Below are 16,192 nucleotides of genomic sequence, written 5' to 3'. Positions count from 1 at the left end.
GCCGCGATCCTATTGAAGAGGCTGTTATCGTGGAACTAATAGATATGTTCGCGCTGGTCGCATGCGTGCTGCTGGTGGTATGTGGTTTAGGTTATGGCGCGGCATTCATCAGGCAAAAAAATTATCTGCTTGGTGTCGAATTTCTGATCGTGGGTATATCGGCAACGAACTTTACGACCTTCATCGCCACCGGCTGGCAGACCAACTACAATATTGCCATTTTTCTCGACGCGTTTTCCCGTGGTGTCGGCGTGCCGATTATTGTAACGCTCGGGTTGATGGCAGTGACGCATAATTACAAGCCGACACCGGCGAAAGATTTCATATTGTTTTTGCTGTCTTTCATTGCCGCGGCTATTTACTTTCTCTCGTCGGCGTTCAAGCCATGGCTCCCTTATTTCTATGTGCTGATGTGGTCGATCGCCACGGTGTACCTACTCTACTTCATGTGGCGACTGGCACGTGCGGGCGAGATTCTGCACGCGTTGGCCACATTCCTGGGGGCGGCAGCGGGCTTGACGATTGCACTAAGGTATGACTTTTTCCCGATCCCTGGGGATGACACGAAGATGATATTCATGACCTGTGCCTTCGTGACCTGGTCCTATTCGATGGCGCAGTTGTTCTATGCCTATGGTGCACTTCAGCGCTCCCGAAAAGTTTGTGCGCAGGGCATGCTGCACTCGCATTGACGCAACAGTATCTACGCGCTTCATCCTTTTTCAGGATGTTATATCTGGTATTTACTCCATGGCGGGCCGAAGGCCTGCTTCTTTGCCGCCCCTCGGGGCGGTTTTTTTATGGGTGACGTATTCGCGTCAAGAATGAGGCTGGATAAGCGGAAAGTATAGAGCGGTTCGGTAGTGCCAGCCTCGCCAGGGGCGAGGTGTTTATACGCCGCACCAAGAACAAGCATCTTTTAGTAACACATGTTTCCTTACTTCCCATCAGTGTGCAGATGTTCGGCACCTATAAAGCGATAAACAATTCCAACTAGCTGATTTATCTGATGTAAACCACCTGTAAAGCGTTTTGGCATATGGTTTGCGTGTTGATCATATGACATGGTCATCTGATCATGTCGGGTGACCGAGATGCGTCAGGCACCGATTTTCCCACCCGGAAGATCGAACAGCCGGTCAAAGCCATTTGTTTGAGGATCCCCCCATGAAAGAAGTCACTGCACGGCTGGAAGGTGAACTGTCCGCCCGGCGTATTTTCAGGCAGCTGCTGGTTACCCTGGCGGCGTCGACCGCGATCTGTTCGGTGCAGGCCGCGCCCCAGGGGGCCGAGGCGCTGGGCTCAAAGCTGACGCCGCTGGGGGGTGAAGTCGCCGCCAGCTCAAACGGCGATATTCCGGCCTGGAACGCCCCGGGGCCGCAAGGGACGGGCTGGAACTACGGCCAGGTACGCGGGGAGCACTGGAAGTTCAAGGGCGACAAGCCCCTGTACAGCATCGATGCGAGCAATGTGGCGCAGCATGCGAGCAAGCTTGCTCCCGCCCAGCTGGAACTGTTCAAGAAGATTCCCGGCTACCGCATGGAGGTCTACCCGACCCGTCGGACCTGCGATGTACCGGCCTTCGTGGCTGAGAACACGCGCAAGAACGTGGGCTTCGCCAAGCTCGACGCCACCGGGGTCGCCCTCGAGGAAGCCCACTTGCCGGGTGCCCCGTTCCCTATGCCGAGCAATGGCGCCGAGGTGATGTGGAACATGAAGATGCGTTACCGCGGCGTGGGCGTCGAAATCCCGAAAAGCATTTCGGGCATCTCGCCGCGCAAAGGCGGGGAGTGGCTGCGCCAGTCCACCGACACCTTCTTCTTCACCCCCTGGGGCAAGAAAGGCGACAACCTGTTCTCCTCCGTCGGCCGTCTGGAAAACGCCACCTTCTTCAATTACCTGGAGCCTGCCGCCCTGGCTGGCCAGTCCGCGGTGCAGACGGCCGTGGCCGGCGAGCAGGCCACGACCTTCTACTACTTCCCCGGCCAACGTCGCGTACGGCGCATGCCGTCGTACTCCTACGACGCGCCGCAGATCGGGCTGGACAACCAGTACACCGTGGATGAGGCGAATGTCTTCTTCGGCACCATGGATCGCTTTGACTGGAAACTGGTTGGCAAGCAGGAACTGCTGGTGCCGTACAACGCCTTCGGTGCCTATGACACCGCCGCCAAGGTGGAGGCGTTCGCCGGCAACGATTCGATCGCGCCGCAGGCGCGCCGCTACGAGCTGCATCGGGTCTGGGTGGTCGAAGCCAATGTCCGCCAGGGCATGCGCCACCAGGCGCCGAAACGCATGTTCTACATCGACGAGGACAGCTGGAACCCGCTGCTGGCCGTCGATTACGACAAGCAAGGGCAGATCTGGAAGGTCCGCGAAGGCTTCTCGATCCCCGTCTACGAGACCGGTACCTGCGATGTTCAGGCCCAGGTTCAGTACAACCTGGTCGATGGCCGCTACCTGTTCGACATGACGTCGGTCGGCGTTGGCAAGAACGATATCCGCTGGCTCACCGAGGACGGCAGCAGCCCACGCCTGAAACGCGATTTCTTCACCTCCGATAACCTGCGAGCCATCAGCGAACGCTAAAGAACGACGTCAGATCGAGAGCCAGCATGAAAAGAATAATTAGCAAAGCATCAGGCCTTGTCATCGTGTGCACCACCCCGCTGGCAATGGGGTTCACCTTCGAAACCGAAACCCTCAATGGTTCGTTCGACTCCACCATCACCGCCGGCATGGGCGTACGTACGGAGTCGCGCGGCTGCAACCTGATCAACCAGGGGGCCACCGGACACAATGTGCCGTCCGGCTGCCTGGCGCAGAGCTCGGGCGTTGCGGATCAGGGCGACCTGAACTACGACCGCGGCGACATGTTCACCAACTACCTCAAGGGTACCCACGAGCTGTTGCTGAAGATGCCCGAGGACGTCACCTTCATGGCGCGCGGTACCTGGATCCGCGACTTCGCGGCCACCGATACCACTGGCACGCGCTCGTTCAACACCCCTGAAAGCATCGGTAGCAGCGGCCTTGGCAAAGATGCCCGCGACGATCTCGCCTTCAAGGCTCGCCTGCTCGATCTGTGGGTGAGCAAAGGCTTCGACGTGGGCGGGCAGCGGGTCCGGGCGCGCCTGGGTAACCAGGTGATCAACTGGGGCGAGAGCCTGTTCGTGGCCGGGGGTATCAACAATACCAACGCCTACGACTATCAAGCCCTGGCCCGTCCGGGGGTGCAGCTCAAGGAGGCCGTGCTGCCGGCGCCGATGCTCAGTGTCGCCTCCGGCCTGGGCTCGGGGGTCAACGTCGAGGCCTACTATCAATTTCGCTGGAACAAGAGCGAGCTGCCGCCGGTGGGCAGCTACTGGTCCACCACCAACGCGCTCGGCGAGGGCAGGGGCGAGTACGGGTTCTCCGAGAACAAAGCCCGTGACAGCGGCCAGTGGGGCCTTTCGCTGCGCTGGCAACCGGAGGACAGCGACGTCAACTATGGCTTCTACGTGATGCGCTACCACGACAAGACGCCGTCGTTGCGCGTGGATATTCTCGACCCGGACACCTTTGCCGCCGCACCCTCCTGGCGCTACCAGGAAGACCGGATGATGTATGGCGTCAGCGCCAACATGCCGATCGGCGACTGGGCCGTCGGTACCGAGCTGTCCTATCGGCCAAAGGATTCGGTGATGCTCAACCCGGTGGTCGACCTGTGTTCGAGCAATGGCGGCAAATGCTGGAAGGACGAGAAGAAGTTCCAGTGGCACCTGACCGGCCTTTACAGCTTCACGCCGTCCAACTCGCCGACGCTGCTGGATTTCACTGGCGCCAGCACCGGTACCTTGCTCACGGAACTTGTGGTCATCAAGTACCCGGGGCTGCATGACCAGGTCAACGGCGAGCCGCTCGCCGCCGGCCTCAATGCCTGGCAGCTGGACCCTGCGACCGCGCCGAAGTCGCGTGGCGACAAGACCTCGTCGGGCATCAACCTGGACTTCAGCATGACCTACGACGGCACCTTGCTGCCGGGCTGGCAGGTCACCCCGGGGGTGTTCTACGCACGCTCGCTGAGCGGGCGCACACCGAACCTCACGGCCACCTTCACCAAGGACGCGAGCAGCATGAACTTCTACCTGAACTTCGTGCGCAACCCGGCCAGTTGGCAGGTGTCCCTGAACTACGCCAAGTTCATGGGCGGCGATACCCCTTACGACCAGCTGTATCGTGACCGCGACTATGTCGGCATCGCGATCTCCCGTACCTTGTGAGGCCTCCTGTGAACGGTTCCGTAAAACTGACAGAGGTCCAGGCGCGTGGCGTGTTGCCACGCGTCGAGCGGGTCTTGTTCGGACATCGTCGGCTGGTGCTGGCGGGCCTGGCCGTGTTTACCCTGATCATGGCCTGGTTCGCGGTGCAGTTGCGCATGGACGCCGGCTTCGAAAAACAGTTGCCGGTCGGCCATGAATACATCCAGACCTTCGAGACGTACCGCAACGACCTGATGGGCGCCAACCGCCTGACCATCGTGGTCAAGGCACGCAAAGGTGATATCTGGAGCGCCCCCGGGCTGAAGCGGCTGTATGACGTGACCCAGGCGATCAGCTTCCTGCCGGGGATCTCGCGCAGTAGCGTGCGTTCGTTGTGGACGCCCAATGCCTTCGTCAACGAGATTACCGAAGAAGGCTTTCGCGCCGATCCGCTGGTGCCGGGCACGGTTTCGCCCGAGCACCTGAACGACCAGGTCATCGCCTCGATCGCCAACTCCACCGCGCAAGGGGGCTTCATCGGCACCCTGGTGTCGCGTGACCAGAGCAGCGCGATGATCACCGCGGAGCTCAACGAGTACGAGGCCGACGGGAAGCACCTGGACTATGTCGCGTTCAATCACCGCCTGGAAAAAGAGCTACGCCAGCAGTTCGAAGATGGCGATTTCGAAGTGCAGATCATCGGCTTCGCCAAGCAGATCGGCGACATCGCCGACGGCGCTTCGGCGGTGCTGGAGTTCTGCTTGCTGGCGCTGCTGCTGACCGCGGCGGCGGTGTACTGGTATTGCCATTCGCTGCGCTTCACCCTGCTGGCGCTGGTCTGTTCGCTGGCCTCGCTGGTCTGGCAATTCGGCAGCCTGCGCTTGCTGGGCTATGGGCTCGACCCGCTGGCGGTGCTGGTGCCGTTCCTGGTGTTCGCCATCGGGGTTTCCCATGGCGTGCAGCAGATCAACTTCATCGTTCGCGAGATCGCCATCGGCAAGAGTGCCGAAGCGGCGGCACGTTCGAGCTTCTCCGGCTTGCTGATCCCGGGAACGCTGGCATTGGTGACCGCCCTGGTGTCTTTCGTGACGTTGCTGCTGATCCCGATCCCGATGGTGCGGGAACTGGCGATCACCGCATCGCTCGGGGTCGCCTACAAGATCATCACCAACCTGCTGATGCTGCCCTTGCTGGCGTCCATGCTGCGGGTCGACGACAGGTACGCGGCGGCCCAGGAGGTTTCCCGGCAGCGCCGTAGCCGCTGGTTGCGTGGCCTGTCGCGGCTGGCCGAGTGGCGCAACGCGCAGTGGGTACTGGGCGTGGCGCTGGTGATCTTTCTGGTGGCGATCTGGCAAAGCCATGACCGTGTCGTCGGTTCGTTGCAGGCCGGGGCCCCGGAGTTGCGCGAGGACTCGCGCTTCAACCGCGACGCTGTGTCCATCGCCAACAACTATGACATCGGCCTGGACTGGCTCAGCGTGGTGTTCGAAGCCAGGCCGGGGGAGGCTGGCGATGGCGTGCCGACGGCGTGCGAGGATGTCGCGGCGGGCCAGTACCAGGACCGTTTCGTCTGGGCCATGCAGGGCGTGCCCGGGGTGCTGTCGGTGGCGTCGTTCTCCAGCAACCTGCGCCAGTTCAACGAGGGTTACAACGAAGGCAACCCGAAGATGGCCGTGGTGCCCATCGACCCGATGAACTACGCGGCGCTGGCCACCGAGGTGGCGCGTACGCCCGGCCTGGTGCGCACCGACTGCAGCATGTCCGCGGTGCACCTATACCTGGCCGACCACAAGGCGACGACGATCAACCGGGTGGTGGCGGCGGTCAAGGCGTTCCGTAGCCAGTATCCGCAACCGGACCTGGCGATCCGCCTCGCCTCGGGTAACGCCGGTGTCCTGGCGGCGATCAACGAGGAGGTGGAGAAGAGCGAGACGCCCATGCTGCTGTATGTCTATGCCGCGATCGCGTTGCTGGTGTTCGCGGTCTACCGCGACCTGCGCGCGGTGCTGGTGTGCTGCCTGCCGTTGACCATCGGTACGTTCATTGGCTACTGGTTCATGAAAGAGCTGCAGATCGGCCTGACCATCGCCACTTTACCGGTGATGGTGCTGGCGGTTGGTATCGGGGTGGATTACGCCTTCTACATCTACAACCGCCTGCAGCTGCACCTTGCCCATGGCCAGTCGATCACCAAGGCGGTCGAGCACGCGTTGCTCGAAGTGGGCGTGGCCACCATCTTCACCGCGATCACCCTGGCTGTGGGGGTCGCCACCTGGGCGTTTTCCGAGCTGAAGTTCCAGGCGGACATGGGCAAGCTGCTGGCCTTCATGTTCATCGTCAACATGGTCATGGCCATGACCGTACTGCCGGCGTTCGCGGTCTGGCTGGAGCGGGTATTCCCGCGCAAGCGCCCCGTGCGCATGATCGGCGCGCTGCTGCACTGAGGAGAGAAACATGCGATTCAGGGGTTCATTGATCGCGGCGGTACTCGCCGCGACATTGCCGTTGCTGTCTGCCCGGGCCGAGCCCTTGCAGGCAGTGCCTGCCGTGCAGGCAAGCAATGCCACGCAAGCGACCATGCTGGATGCCGTGTGGGCCGGGGAGCGCGTGGTCGCGGTCGGCGAGCATGGCGTGGTCTTGCTGTCGGACGATCAGGGCAAGGCTTTTCGCCAGGCGCGTTCGGTGCCGGTGTCGACTCAACTGACAGGTGTGTCGTTCGTCGACGCCGAGCACGGTTGGGCGGTTGGCCATTGGGGTGCGATCCTGGCCACCACCGACGGTGGCGAGTCGTGGCAGATCCAGCGCTTGTCCAGCGACGAAGATCGGCCGCTGTTCGCCGTGCATTTCTTCAACGCCCAACAGGGCGTTGCCGTGGGGCTGTGGTCGTTGCTGTTGACCACCGGGGACGGTGGCAAGACTTGGACCGAGCAATCGTTGCCGCCGCCACCGGGTGCCAGGAAGGCCGACCTCAATCTGATGGGGCTGTTTGCCGACAGCCACGGCACGTTGTACGCCACCGCCGAGCATGGGCAGCTGTTGCACTCCGGGGACCATGGCAAAAGCTGGGGTTACCTGGATACCGGCTACACAGGCACCTTGTGGTCCGGGGCCGTGCTGAACGACGGCAGCCTGTTGCTCGGCGGTCAGCGCGGTACGTTGCTGCAGGGTGCCAAGGAAGGGAAGGACTTGCGCAGGTTGCCTACCCACGGCAAAGGCTCCGTCACCGCCATGGCGGTAGCGGGTTCGCGGGTGCTGGTGGTCGGGCTGGATGGGCTGATGATGCTGAGCGACGATGGCGGGCGCCATTTTCAGGAAAAACAGTCAGCTGATGGCTTGTCACTGACGGCGGTGCTGCTCAATGCCGAAGGGGCGCCTATCCTGTTTTCACGTCGCGGTGTCGTGCCCCGTCAGGAGTGACGGTTGCTCATGGCGCTGCACGGCAGTGCATGAACTGGCTGTTGCGCGGTTGCCAAGAGCATGCTGAACAGAAGAAGCACGGGGTCGACCCGCAGGTACGAGCAACAGCATTTTCCACGGAGTTCTGCGCGATAGGCACCCCTTATGACCGGTACTTTCTCCCCCTGGCCTCGCCCCTCGGAAGCCGTGCGTGAACTCATTCGCAAGGGCGCCGAGCGTGCTCAGGCCCTGCCGCCGGAGTGGGTCGAGCGGCTGAACCAGGCGCTTTTCACTTCAGCGCAAGATGCGAAGTTGCTGGAAGACCCGGTCATCCTGGCTGCGTTTAGGCGCGCCAACAGGGCAGAGCTGCTGCACTGGGCCAACGCCAACATGCAGCGTCCGGGAGAGCCGGTGGAGCCCTATGTGTCGGCCGACATGGTGGATACGGCGAGGGAGCTCGCGCATAGGGGACAGTCCGAAATGTTGATGAACGTCGCAAGGTCGACACAGAACACCGCCTGGGAACTGTGGATGAAGATGGCGTTCGACCTGACCCAAGATCCTGTGGTGCTCGAGGAATTCCTCGATGTGTCCTCGCGCTCGATCTCGGAGTTCATCGACAGCAACATGCGTGTGATCACCCGGATCATCCTGGAAGAAAAGCACGCCCAGGCCCATGACGATCACGTGGACAAACGCAGCCTGGTCAGTCGCCTGCTCGACGGCCGCGATGTCGATGCCGAGCAGTTCGCCAGGCGCCTGGGCTACAGCCTTGCGCAGAAGCACCAGGCCTTTCTGGTGTGGAGCGAGACGCCCGAAGCGCACATTCGTCCGCTGGAGGACATGGCGCGCGCGTTGGCAAGCCTCACGGGGGCGGGGACGCCGCTGGTGGTGTTCGCCGGGCCTGCGACCTTATGGGGCTGGAGTGCTGCGACAAGGTCTCTGGACCTCAATGCGCTGCAAGACGTGGTTCGTCAGTACCCAGGCGTTCGTGCGGCACTGGGCGCCCCGGCGGCGGGGCTCAACGGTTTCCGTCGCTCCCACCTGGAAGCCTTGACCACCCAGCGGCTGATGGGGCGCCTGGCCGGCGCGCCGCCTGTGGCCAGTATCGATCAGGTGAGGATGGTGTCGTTGATGACACAGGATGCCCGGGCGGCCAGGCAGTTTGTCTTGAGTACCTTGGGGCGCCTTGCCTCGGAGCCAATGGTGCTGCAGCATTCGTTGCGGGCATTCCTGGCCCATGGCTGCAATATCACCCAGACCGCCGAAGTACTGGGTACCCATCGCAATACCTTGCTGCGGCGCCTGGAGCGCGCCCAGGACCTGCTGCCCATTCCATTTGCCGACCACCGTATCCAGATTGCCGCGGCGCTCGAGCTGGTGTTGTGGAGCACACCGCTCGAGGAAGGCGAAAAGTAGTTCGAGGTCGGCGTTGCTACGCCTGTCTACGAATGTTGCCGATCTGTCGCAGGCTCAATCCATACTTGTCGGCGAGCAGGCTGCGTGACAGCCCGCTGGCGCTCTCCCGCTGGATTTGCTGGTTGCGCAGCTGGCGCTGGAAGTGGTCGGACTTGGGGATCTCCAGGGCAAGGCCGGCGAAGCGCTGGATCAGCGCATCGAGCGCCTCGGGCGGCAGCACATCGGCCAGTTTGGTGCGTTGGCGATGCTTGGGGATGTACTTGGGGCGTCCGCCAAAGGCATGGGTCAGCCGGTAGGCGTTGTCCAAACCGATGCATTCGATCAGTGCCTGCAGTGACTGAGGCAGTTGGGTGAGGTCGATGTTGCTCAGGTCTGGCATTTCCACGAAATGGTTCCTTCCGTCATTGGGTTTGGCCGGCGCCGAGGTCCCGATGGGCTGCGGCGTGGGTTGCCACGGGGAGGTCCGCGTGGCGTGGCCAGATTTTCGAACAGCGACGGAAAGGGTCGCTAGGCGCGAAGCGGACCGGGGTTTGTAGTCGTCCTTGTCTGTTGTTTGCGGGCAACTGGGCTCCTTGAAGTAGGAAATGCCTTCACCCTTGCGCTACAGGCCCCAAACCATCTAGAGAAAGGGTTCCATGATGGCTTAGTGGGTAGCTTACCTAGACATGCACTTACGGGCGCATCTCGACGCTACCGTGGGGCAGGGGCAGGAAAGAGGGGATGGCTGCGTTGGGAGCCGGCAGGAACTGCAGCGAGGGAAAAGCGGCCGAGGTATCATGGCGTTGGCTCCGTTGGAGCCTCATGTCCCCGATGTCGCAAGGAACCTCCGATGACACACGTGCAGCGCCTGAAATATTCGATCCTGATCATCCTGGTGGTCCTGGGGATCATGCTTGGCCTAAGTTACCTGCAGAAGCAGGGCACTATCAGCGAGCAGACATTCCAGTACGTCGCCATCGCCATTGCGGTGGTCGTGGTGGTGATCAACGGGATCCTGCGGCGCAAGGTGAAACCCTGAAGCAGGCGGGCCGGCATATCCTTGCCGGCCATGCGCTCAGCGCGAGGCGGGTTGCTCGAGCACGGCCCGGGCCTGAGGGTTCAGGCTGTAGCATTTGTCGCTGCCCAGGTTGATCACGCCTTCGCTGCACAGGCGCTTGAGCACCTCGCGCACGCTCAGGAAGGACAGCGGGATATCCAGCTGCTCGAGTTGCGCATGCACGCCACGCACACCAATGCTGCGGCCATTGCGGCCGGCGGTGTGCAGGGCGTCGATGACCTTCAGGCGGATCAGGCTGGTGCGCAGGCCGTAGGCGCGCAGCAGCTCGCGGATCTGTTCGTTGCCCACGCGTTCCTCCTGGGAGGCGGCGGCCTGGCTGGGTGCAGGCTGCGCCGCTAGCGATTGTTGCGGGTTGTACATGTGAATGCTCCTTTTCGTGGACTGTCCCGAAATCATGGGTGCCTCACATCTAAAGACGTTTGAGCTCGACAAAACTGCAACCCCCGGTGAAAAAAATCTGACACGTTCTGTTGAGAACGTTGCAGCACCGCGTCGAACGTAAAATTTTCATCTGGCCATTCGTCTGTTCGGGATGACCCCGATAAGCACGAGGAGTGCCTGTGATCCCTCTTCCCCTGTTTCGCCTGGGCCTTGCCGCCGCCCTGGTCGCTTCCAGCCTGACCCTGCAGGCGCGCGAGGTCGATGGCGAGGCCTCCGCGCAGATCCGGCGCACCAGTTTCGGCGTGCCGCACATCCTGGCCAAGGACGAGCGCGGCCTGGGCTACGGCATCGGCTACGCCTATGCCCAGGACAACCTGTGCCTGCTGGCTGGCGAAGTACTGACCGTCAATGGCGAGCGCTCCCGCTATTTCGGTGCCGACGGCAAGACGCTCGAGCAGCGTGACAATCTCTCCAGCGACCTGTTCTTTACCTGGCTCAACGAGCCTGCGGCGGTAGACAGTTTCCTCAAGGCGCAGCCGGTGGCGGTGCGCGACCTGCTTGATGGTTATGCCAACGGCTACAACCGTGCCCTGGGTGAACGACGGGCCGAGGGGCTGCCGGCCGAGTGCGGGGCAGGGGAGTGGCTACGACCGATCACCAGTCGCGATCTGGTCAAGCTGACCCGGCGCTTGCTGGCCGAGGGCGGTGTGGGGCAATTCGTCGAGGCCGTGGTCGCCGCGACGCCACCCAAGCTGGCGGCGCAGCGCCCGGCGGTCGACTACAGCGTGGCCTTGGCGCGACAGGCGCAGTTCGCCGCCGAGCGTGGCAGCAATGCCGTGGCCGTGGGCGCCGAACGTTCGGCCAATGGCCGTGGGTTGCTGCTGGCCAACCCGCACTTCCCGTGGGTCGGTGGGCTGCGTTTCTACCAGATGCAGTTGACCATCCCCGGGCAACTGGATGTGATGGGCGCGGCCTTGCCGGGCCTGCCGGTGGTCAATATCGGTTTCAACCGGCACCTGGCCTGGACCCACACGGTCGACACCTCCAAGCACTTCACCCTCTACCGCCTGCAACTGGACCCCAAGGACGCCACCCGCTACCTGTATGACGGCCAGTCGCTGCCGCTGGAGCGCAAGCTGCTGACGGTCACGGTGAAGGGTGAAGACGGTACGCTCAGCCAGGTCGAACGCACGATTCACCTGTCGAAGTTTGGCCCTGTGGTGCAATGGCCCGGCCGTCTGGATTGGGACAATCACGCCGCCTACAGCCTGCGCGACGCCAACCTCGACAACACCCGGGTATTGCAGCAGTGGTACCGGATCAACCGTGCCGACAGCCTGCAGGCGCTGAAGGCGTCGGTGGGCGAGCTGCAGGGCATCCCCTGGGTCAACACCTTGGCAGTGGACGCTGCTGGCCAGGCCTTGTACCTCAATCAGTCGGTGGTGCCCTATGTCGACCAGGGGATGCTGGAGCAGTGCAGCAACCCGGGCGCGTCGGGCCCGCTGGTGGTGCTTGACGGTTCGCGCAGCGCCTGCCAATGGAAGGTGGATGCGCAGGCGGCCCAGCCAGGGATCTTCCCGGCCAACCTGCTGCCGAGCCTGGAGCGGCGCGATTATGTACAGCACGCCAACGATTCGGCGTGGATGGCCAACCCGGCCCAGCCGTTGACCGGCTACTCACCGCTGGTCAGCCGTGCCGACCAGCCCTTGGGCCTGCGCAGCCGCTTTGCCCTGCAGCGCCTGCAAGGTAACGCCAAGCTGGGTGTCGCCGAGCTGCAGCGCATGGTGTTCGATGACGAGGTGTACCAGGCGAGCTTGCTGATGCCGGACTTGTTGCAATGGTGCAAGGGCGTGGAGGCGGACATACAGTCGGTGTGTGCCAGCCTGCAGGCGTGGACCGGCAAGGCCGATCAGGATAGCGGCATCGGCCTGGTTCATTTCATCAACATCGCAGGCGCGTTGGCCGAGCATCCGCAAAGCTGGCGCGTGCCGTTCGATCCGGCCGACCCGTTGCACACGCCTCGTGGCCTGGCGGTGGAGCAGGCCGCGGTGCGCAAACTGCTGCGCGAGGCAGCGCTGGACTCGCTGGCGCAGGTGAAGGAGGCCGGTATCGCCGCCGAACAGCGTTGGGGGCAGATCCAGCAGGCCGCCGATGGCACGCCGGTGCCCGGCGGGCCGCAGGCGTTGGGCGTCTACAACGCGATGGTCAGTGTGCCAGTGGGGCCGGGCAAGCGCCTGGTGGTCAGTGGTTCGAGCTATCTGCAGGTGGTCAGCTTCACCGAGCAGGGGCCGCAGGCCCAAGGGTTGCTGGCGTTCTCGCTGTCGAGCGAGCGGGCGTCGGCGCATGCCGCCGACCAGACACGAGCCTTCGCGGCCAAGCAACTGGCGCCGATTCCGTTCAGCGAAGCGCAGATCAAGGCTGATCCGCAGTATCGGCAATATGTGATCAGCGAGCGGGACAAGGGGCGGGTGGTCAGCGCCCAATAGTGCCGGTGAAGACATCGCGGGGGAGACCCGCGATGTTTCAGGAGAAGTCGAACGGGGCCAGCTGGAAACCCTGTTCATCCACCTGCAACGCCCAGCCACGCCGGTCCCAGTCGCCCAGCACGATACGCCGTGCCGGCTGACCATCGACCACCAGCTTGTGCAGCGCCGGCCGATGGGTGTGGCCGTGGACCAGGGTGCGCACGCCGTGGGCGGCCATCACCTTGGGCACTTCCTCGGGGGTGACATCGACGATCTCGGTGCTCTTCATCCGTGTCTGCGAGCGGCTTTCGCTGCGCAGCTTGCGTGCCAGCTTGTGCCGCGTGCCCAGCGGCAGGTGCCGCAGGATCCACAGGGTAAGCGGGTTGCGCAGGTAGCGGCGCAGCTTCATGTAGGCCACGTCACGGGTGCACAGGGTGTCGCCGTGCATCAGCAATACCGCCTCGCCACCGAGCTCGACCACGCTGGGGTCGGCCAGCAGGGTGCAGCCCGCGGCGTCGCAGAACGCCTGGCCGATAAGGAAGTCGCGGTTGCCGTGCATCAGGTAGATCGCCGTGCCGCTGTCGCTCAGCCGGCGCAGGGCCTGGCAGATCGACTGCTGGAAGGGCGTCATCGCATCGTCGCCGATCCAAGCCTCGAAGAAATCGCCGAGGATGTACAGCGCCTTGGCGTGGCGGGCGCGGCCGTCGAGCAGATCAAGAAACGCCCGGGTAATGTCCGGGCGTTCTTCTTGCAGGTGCAGATCGGAGATCAGCAGTATCACTCAATGATCTCGGCTTTCTCGATGATCACGTCGTCCTTCGGCACGTCCTGGTGGCCGGCCTTGGAACCAGTGGCGACCTTTTCGATGGCGTCGACGATTTCCTTGCCTTCGATCACTTCACCGAACACCGCGTAGCCCCAGCCCTGGACGTTCTTGCCGCTGTGGTTGAGGAAGTCGTTGTCGGAGGCGTTGATGAAGAACTGCGCGGAGGCCGAGTGCGGCTCCATGGTACGAGCCATGGCAATGCTGTACTTGGTGTTCTTCAGGCCGTTGTCGGCTTCGTTCTGGATGCTGGCGCGGGTTTTCTTCTGGCTCATGCCAGCCTCGAAACCGCCGCCCTGGATCATGAAGCCCTTGATCACGCGGTGGAACACTGTGCCATCGTAGTGGCCGTCCTTGACGTACTGAACGAAGTTCTCGGTGGTCAGCGGGGCTTTCTCGGCGTTCAGTTGCAGGACGATATCGCCGTGGTTGGTGCTCAGTTTGACTTTGGACATGCTGAAAATTCGCTCTTTCAAGGCATTCGGGAAATAGGGTGCGCGCTGCGCTCGGACAACCTGACGCAGGATCAGGCAGCCGCGGCACACGCCACTGGGGCGCCATTGTGCCGGATTGTAGACCGCTGCGGCGACAAAACACGCCACTTTGTCGGTGCTCCGGCTGTCAGCAGCTTGACTGCTTCGGCTATGATAGGCCCTTTGATTCAATCGGCCTACCCGGCCGGCTACCTGCATTCAAGGACACTATGAGCAAGCCCACTGCCGACAACGCGCCAAACGCCGCTGCCAAAGGCGCCCCCGCCGTCCCTGTGAACTTCCTGCGGCCGATCGTCCAGGCCGACCTGGACGCGGGCAAGCACCAGAGCATCGTCACCCGTTTCCCGCCGGAGCCCAACGGCTACCTGCACATCGGCCACGCCAAGTCGATCTGCGTCAACTTCGGCCTGGCCAAGGAATTCGGCGGCGCCTGCCACCTGCGTTTCGACGACACCAACCCGGCCAAGGAAGACCAGGAGTACATCGACTCCATCCAGCGTGACGTCAAGTGGCTGGGCTTCGAATGGGCAGGCCCGGTGCGCTATGCATCCGACTACTTCGACCAGTTGCACGCCTGGGCCGTGGAGCTGATCAAGTCGGGCAACGCCTACGTCTGCGACCTGACCCCCGAGCAGGCCAAGGAATACCGCGGCAGCCTGACCGAGCCAGGCAAGAACAGCCCGTTCCGCGAGCGCAGCGTCGAGGACAACCTGGACCTGTTCGCCCGCATGAAGGCCGGCGAGTTCAAGGACGGCGAGCGCGTGCTGCGCGCCAAGATCGACATGGCCTCGCCGAACATGAACCTGCGCGACCCGATCCTGTACCGCATCCGCCATGCCCACCACCACCAGACCGGTGACAAGTGGTGCATCTACCCCAACTACGACTTCACCCATGGTCAGTCGGACGCCATCGAAGGCATCACCCACTCGATCTGCACCCTGGAGTTCGAAAGCCACCGTCCGCTGTACGACTGGTTCCTCGACAAGCTGCCGGTGCCGGCGCACCCGCGCCAGTACGAGTTCAGCCGCCTGAACCTGAACTACACCATCACTTCCAAGCGCAAGCTCAAGCAACTGGTCGACGAAGGCCACGTCGAGGCCTGGGACGATCCGCGCATGTCGACCCTGTCGGGCTACCGCCGCCGTGGCTACACCCCGGCCTCGATCCGCAACTTCTGCGAGATGATCGGCACCAACCGTTCCGACGGCGTGGTCGACATGGCGATGCTCGAGTTCAGCATCCGTGACGACCTCGACCGCACCGCGCCGCGCGCCATGTGCGTGCTGCGCCCGCTGAAGGTGGTCATCACCAACTACCCCGAGGGCCAGGTCGAGCAGCTCGAACTGCCGCGCCATCCGAAGGAAGACATGGGCGTGCGCGTGCTGCCGTTCGCCCGCGAGCTGTACATCGACCGCGACGACTTCATGGAAGAGCCGCCCAAGGGCTACAAGCGCCTGGAGCCGGCCGGTGAAGTGCGCCTGCGCGGCAGCTACGTGATCCGCGCCGACGAGGCGATCAAGGACGCCGAAGGCAACATCGTCGAGCTGCGCTGCTCGTACGACCCGGACACCCTGGGCAAGAACCCCGAAGGCCGCAAGGTCAAGGGCGTGATCCACTGGGTGCCGGCTGAAGGCAGCATCGAGTGCGAAGTGCGTCTGTACGACCGTCTGTTCCGCTCGGCCAACCCAGAGAAGACCGAAGACGGCGGCACGTTCCTCGACAACATCAATCCCGATTCGCTGCAGGTGCTCAGCGGTTGTCGCGCGGAACCTTCCCTGGGCCAGGCCCAGCCAGAAGACCGCTTCCAGTTCGAGCGCGAAGGCTACTTCTGCGCCGATCTGAAAGACTCCCAGCCGGGTCGCCCGGTGTTCAACCGCACCGTGACCCTGCGCGACTCGTGGGGCAGCTGAGGA

The 16,192-nt window shown here is 63.0% G+C and carries 13 protein-coding genes; 9 read left to right on the top strand and 4 right to left on the bottom strand.

Annotated elements, in window-relative coordinates:
• Positions 1–44: 44 nt before the first annotated feature.
• From AC3WL2_RS05610 to AC3WL2_RS05585, 6 genes are all read left to right on the top strand, one after another.
• Positions 45–692: a hypothetical protein gene (locus AC3WL2_RS05610; RefSeq protein WP_102682329.1), complete on the top strand. Its 648-nt coding sequence runs from the start codon at positions 45–47 to the stop codon at positions 690–692.
• Positions 693–1,167: 475 nt separating this feature from the next.
• Positions 1,168–2,589: a DUF1329 domain-containing protein gene (locus AC3WL2_RS05605; RefSeq protein WP_102682328.1), complete on the top strand. Its 1,422-nt coding sequence runs from the start codon at positions 1,168–1,170 to the stop codon at positions 2,587–2,589.
• Positions 2,590–2,615: 26 nt separating this feature from the next.
• Positions 2,616–4,262 carry a DUF1302 domain-containing protein gene (locus AC3WL2_RS05600; protein ID WP_306461300.1) on the top strand — a complete coding sequence of 549 codons (1,647 nt, stop codon included), beginning with the start codon at positions 2,616–2,618 and terminating at the stop codon, positions 4,260–4,262.
• A gap of 8 nt (positions 4,263–4,270) precedes the next feature.
• Positions 4,271–6,685 (top strand): efflux RND transporter permease subunit, encoded by a 2,415-nt coding sequence (locus AC3WL2_RS05595; RefSeq protein ID WP_102682327.1) that lies wholly within the window; start codon positions 4,271–4,273, stop codon positions 6,683–6,685.
• A 10-nt stretch (positions 6,686–6,695) separates the two neighbouring features.
• Positions 6,696–7,658: a WD40/YVTN/BNR-like repeat-containing protein gene (locus AC3WL2_RS05590; protein WP_102682326.1), complete on the top strand. Its 963-nt coding sequence runs from the start codon at positions 6,696–6,698 to the stop codon at positions 7,656–7,658.
• 186 nt (positions 7,659–7,844) lie between these two features.
• Positions 7,845–9,056, top strand: a complete 1,212-nt coding sequence (locus AC3WL2_RS05585; RefSeq protein ID WP_256582540.1) for a PucR family transcriptional regulator — start codon at positions 7,845–7,847, stop codon at positions 9,054–9,056.
• Between the two features lie 16 nt (positions 9,057–9,072).
• On the opposite strand, the gene AC3WL2_RS05580 is transcribed toward AC3WL2_RS05585, so the two are convergent.
• The gene (locus AC3WL2_RS05580; protein WP_102682324.1) at positions 9,073–9,441 is read right to left on the bottom strand and encodes a Mor transcription activator family protein; all 369 of its coding nucleotides are present in this window, start codon (positions 9,439–9,441) and stop codon (positions 9,073–9,075) included.
• A gap of 444 nt (positions 9,442–9,885) precedes the next feature.
• Here AC3WL2_RS05580 and AC3WL2_RS05575 point away from each other — a divergent pair, with 444 nt between their 5' ends.
• A complete protein-coding gene (locus AC3WL2_RS05575; RefSeq protein WP_023632313.1) occupies positions 9,886–10,074 on the top strand; it encodes a hypothetical protein in 189 nt (62 codons plus the stop codon).
• A gap of 36 nt (positions 10,075–10,110) precedes the next feature.
• Here AC3WL2_RS05575 and AC3WL2_RS05570 read toward each other — a convergent pair whose 3' ends face one another.
• On the bottom strand, positions 10,111–10,473 hold the full coding sequence (locus tag AC3WL2_RS05570) for a fe2+ zn2+ uptake regulation protein (RefSeq protein WP_102682323.1): 363 nt from the start codon (positions 10,471–10,473) through the stop codon (positions 10,111–10,113).
• Between the two features lie 200 nt (positions 10,474–10,673).
• On the opposite strand from AC3WL2_RS05570, the gene pvdQ reads away from it, so the two are divergent.
• A complete protein-coding gene (pvdQ, locus tag AC3WL2_RS05565; RefSeq protein WP_256582538.1) occupies positions 10,674–12,980 on the top strand; it encodes a bifunctional acylase PvdQ in 2,307 nt (768 codons plus the stop codon).
• A 37-nt stretch (positions 12,981–13,017) separates the two neighbouring features.
• Here the strand turns inward: pvdQ and lpxH are convergent, their stop codons facing one another.
• Both lpxH and AC3WL2_RS05555 read right to left on the bottom strand, forming a co-directional pair.
• Positions 13,018–13,740, bottom strand: coding sequence for a UDP-2,3-diacylglucosamine diphosphatase (gene lpxH, locus AC3WL2_RS05560; RefSeq protein WP_102682322.1), 723 nt, complete (start codon positions 13,738–13,740; stop codon positions 13,018–13,020).
• Entirely contained in the window at positions 13,737–14,237 is a 501-nt protein-coding gene (locus tag AC3WL2_RS05555; protein WP_102682321.1) for a peptidylprolyl isomerase, read from the bottom strand. Before AC3WL2_RS05555 ends, lpxH begins: the two co-directional genes overlap by 4 nt.
• Before the next feature lie 248 nt (positions 14,238–14,485).
• Here AC3WL2_RS05555 and AC3WL2_RS05550 point away from each other — a divergent pair, with 248 nt between their 5' ends.
• Entirely contained in the window at positions 14,486–16,189 is a 1,704-nt protein-coding gene (locus tag AC3WL2_RS05550; protein ID WP_102682320.1) for a glutamine--tRNA ligase/YqeY domain fusion protein, read from the top strand.
• Positions 16,190–16,192 lie beyond the last annotated feature (3 nt).

It is taken from the genome of Pseudomonas sp. FW305-96, assembly GCF_058783825.1.
The sequence above is the reverse complement of the archived record's forward strand: the minus strand, read 5'-3'. Positions and strand labels throughout refer to the sequence as shown.